Here is a 3698-nt window from a genome sequence, read left to right as displayed (position 1 = left end):
GCCCTGCTGCGGCGGCAGCAACGGCGCGATCACCGCCCACGCCTTATCTGTCAACTCACCGCGACCAACCACCGGACACGACTACCAGAGGTCCAGCTCCACCACTTACAGGACACGCCCTAGCCGCCGGGCGCTGCGATGGGGACGAACGTGAAAACCGACCACGCTGCTCACGTGATCGCCCCCCCGCAGGCTCGGCGGCAGACGCGCCGAACGCGGCGGATGACGCGCTTCTGCAGCACCCTGCGGCGATCTGCTCGCACACCGCGCATCCCCGCCGACGCCGCCAAGAGACCCTCGAGTTCGTCGCCGGCATCGTGCAAGTCGGCATCGACCCCGACGACCCGTACGGACCGCCGGCGATCGACCTCCCGGATGCACCGGTCGCGGGCTACGGGGTCTTCTCCGCGGCGGTCGGCGCCGCCCTCGCCGCGGCGAGGCGCAGGGTGAACTGACCGATACCGGCGAACCGCACCACGTGGGACCGGGTCCCTCGCGTGCCGGCTGCTGGGAGACCTGATCGACGATCGGTCGGTGAGCTGGATCAGCCGGCTCTCTCCGGCAGACAGGGCTCCCCAACGGCCGGTGGAACCGCCTGGAGTCCAGGATCGTGCGGACGTCTTGAATGCTGATCGCCAACCAGGGCCCGCCCCCGCTGGGAGGCTGGACGCGGACGAGACCCCGCTGGACACCAGAACCCAGCACCTCGGGTCGAGCGACAGGCCCTCCGGCTTCCCGAAAGGGTACGCCATCAAGCCATGAACTTCCACAGGCTCAGATTAGCTACTAACATCCCAATCAGGACCCTTTTGATCCTTCGCGGCCCGGTCGGCCAGCGAGGAGCTGATGCCGTGCGGCTCGTTGTAGATCCGTGGGCAACGGTGGCCACTTCGACAGGATCGGGAAGCACCATGTCGAGCAGCTTGGTTACTCTCAACGCGTTCTTCGGCCGCGAGCCGTCCACAGGCTCCCATATGGTGTCCGACTGGCACCTTGGTGAACAGCTGGCGGCACGATTCGATTGGTACCGACACATGCGCCGGCACGCGCCGGTCGCGCTGGACCCCGAAAGCGGGGTCTGGGGGATCTTCCGGTACGCCGACGTTCGGCGTGCGATGACGGATTCGGGCGATTTCAGCAACGAAATGCCGGAGGCCCCTTCGGACGATCCGGTCAGAGGCACCATGTTGCGGGTCGATCCCCCTCGGCACCGTGAGCTGCGGGGTCTGGCCAACCAGGCGTTCACCGCCCGCCGGATCGCCGGGATGCGCGAGCAGATCCATGTACTCAGTACCGACCTGGTCAGGAACGCCGCGACAGGTGACACCTTGGACGTGGTGACCGCCTTGGGGCGTGTACTTCCCACCATGGTCATTGGCTCGTTGCTCGGCATCGATCTGGACCGTACAGACGACTTCCGGCGCTGGACCGACGCGTTCATGCACACCCAGGTGTACGGCTCCGACGCTGAACATAGTGCGATCCTCGCCGAGATGGACCGATACTTCATCGACATCATCGCCGAGCGCCGCCAGCGACCCGGATCCGACCTGATCAGCGGTGCCGTGCAGGCGGAGGAAGGGGGCGCACTCCTTACCGACCGCGACATCCTCCAGTTCTGCAAACTGTTGTTACTCGGAGGTACGGAGACGACCACGCACCTGATCGGGTCTGTCAAACGAACGGTGTAACTCGGGTTGAAGGGAACTACTTGCGTCCGGCGGCCAGGCGGCCGTCGAAGGCGATCTCGAACGCGTTCAGCGCGGGTTTCCACCGCATGGTCCAGCGTTTGCGGCCGGCGCCGGTCGGGTCCAGGCTCATGATCGCCATGTAGACGCACTTGAGCGCGGCCTGCTCGTTCGGGAAGTGCCCGCGGGCCTTTACCGCGCGGCGGATGCGGGCGTTGACGCTCTCGATCGCGTTGGTCGAGCAGATCACCCGCCGGATCTCCGGATCGAAGGCCAGGAACGGCACGAACTCCGCCCAGGCGTTGTCCCACAACCGCACGATCGCCGGATACCGGGCTCCCCAGTCCTGCGCGAACTCGGCGAACCGCTCCCGCGCGGCGGCCTCCGTGGCCGCGGTGTAGACCGGCTTGAGGGCCTTGGCGATCGCGTCCCAGTGCTGGCGGCCCGCGTAGCGGAAGCTGTTGCGCAGCAGGTGCACGATGCAGGTTTGGGTGATCGTGGCCGGCCAGACGGTCGTGATCGCATCAGGCAGCCCGGTCAGGCCGTCACACACGACCATCAGCACGTCGGCGACACCGCGGTTCTTCAGTTCGGTGAGTACGTGCAGCCAGTACTTGGCTCCCTCGCCGCCGTCACCGGCCCATAGGCCGAGGATGTCGCGCCGGCCCTCACACGTCACCGCGAGCGCAACGTAGATCGGCCGGTTGGCGACCTGCCCGTCGCGGATCTTGACGTGGATGGCGTCGATGAAGATCACCGGATACACCGGGTCGAGTGGCCGGTTCTGCCACTCGACCATGCCCTCGATGACCTTGTCGGTGATCGTGGAGATCGTCTGCCGGGACACCTCGGCGCCATAAACCTCGGCCAGGTGCGCCGAGATCTCCCCGGTCGTGAGGCCCTTCGCCGCCAGCGAGATCACCATCTCGTCCACCCCGCCCAGGCGTTTCTGCCGCTTGGCCACGATCCTCGGTTCGAAGCTGGCATCCCGGTCACGCGGCACGTCGATCTGGACCGGGCCGACGTCAGTCAGCACGGTCTTGGAGCGGGTGCCGTTGCGTGAGTTGCCGGTCCCGCGGCCGGCCGGGTCGTGCTTGTCATAGCCGAGGTGGTCGGTGATCTCGCCCTCGAGCGCGGACTCCAGCAGCCGCTTGGTCAGCTGCGCCAGCACCCCGCCCTCACCGGTCAGCGCCAGCCCATCGGCCCGGGCGCGGCTCACCAACTGTTCGACGAGCTGCTCGTCCAGGCCATCCAGGCCGGTCTCGGACTTCGAGTCCTCAGCGTTCTCCACGCCGGACATCATGTCGGTCATCAGGTGCACTTCCATGATCGGGAGTTACACCGCTCGTTTTACAGTCCCACCTGATCACCAACACCGTCCTTTGTATACAAGATGATGTCGATCTGATGCGCCGGCTGCGGCTCGACCCAGCGATGCTGCCCACGGTGATCGAGGAAGTGCTGCGCTACGTCTCGCCGGTGCAGGCATCGTTCCGGCGCGCGAGTCGCGACGTGCGGATGTACGACCAGGTGATCCCCGCCGGCGCGATGGTGTCCCCGTGGCTCGGATCGGCGAATCGCGACCCGGAGGCGTTCGCCGACGCCGATACCTTCTCGATCGACAGGAAACCAGGAGGGCAGATCGCGTTCGGGCCCGGCATCCACTTCTGCATCGGGGCACTGCTAGCTCGACTGGAGACTGAGGTGTTGATCGCCACGATGCTGGCCGAACTGCCCGGCGAGTGGGCGATCCCCGACGTCTTCTCGGTGTACCCCGTCCGCGAGATGTGCGGGCTGAATAGCCTGCCGTTGACCTGGACCGGGTGAGCAGCGACGCTAAGAGCGTGTCTTACGTGGTGATCGACCGCTGGTGAGCGATGATCTTGGTTGTGGTTGACCGGTTGTCGTTGCGGTTGGTGCCGGATGAGTTGTGGGAGTTGGCGGAGCCGTTGATCCCGGTGTTCGAGTCGCGTCCGCAGGGTGGTGGCACTGCTCCGCTGGACGCTCGTG

At 66.3% G+C, this 3698-nt stretch carries 3 protein-coding genes and 1 pseudogene; 3 read left to right on the top strand and 1 reads right to left on the bottom strand.

Annotation, left to right across the window (positions count from 1 at the left end; all coding sequences use genetic code 11):
- The first annotated feature begins 911 nt into the window (after positions 1-911).
- On the top strand, positions 912-1691 hold the full coding sequence (locus tag ACLJOU_RS46790) for a hypothetical protein (protein ID WP_410575766.1): 780 nt from the start codon (positions 912-914) through the stop codon (positions 1689-1691).
- 16 nt (positions 1692-1707) lie between these two features.
- On the opposite strand, the gene ACLJOU_RS46785 is transcribed toward ACLJOU_RS46790, so the two are convergent.
- On the bottom strand, positions 1708-3015 hold the full coding sequence (locus ACLJOU_RS46785) for an IS256 family transposase (RefSeq protein WP_410575765.1): 1308 nt from the start codon (positions 3013-3015) through the stop codon (positions 1708-1710).
- An 80-nt stretch (positions 3016-3095) separates the two neighbouring features.
- On the opposite strand from ACLJOU_RS46785, the gene ACLJOU_RS46780 reads away from it, so the two are divergent.
- Positions 3096-3515, top strand: a complete 420-nt coding sequence (locus ACLJOU_RS46780; protein ID WP_410575764.1) for a cytochrome P450 — start codon at positions 3096-3098, stop codon at positions 3513-3515.
- 62 nt (positions 3516-3577) lie between these two features.
- A pseudogene (locus ACLJOU_RS46775) lies at positions 3578-3698 on the top strand (IS5/IS1182 family transposase); the annotation flags it as partial.

Origin of the sequence: Amycolatopsis sp. cmx-4-61 (assembly GCF_046548775.1) — a bacterium.
Lineage (GTDB): Bacteria > Actinomycetota > Actinomycetes > Mycobacteriales > Pseudonocardiaceae > Amycolatopsis.
This window is presented reverse-complemented; position numbering and strand designations above follow the sequence as displayed.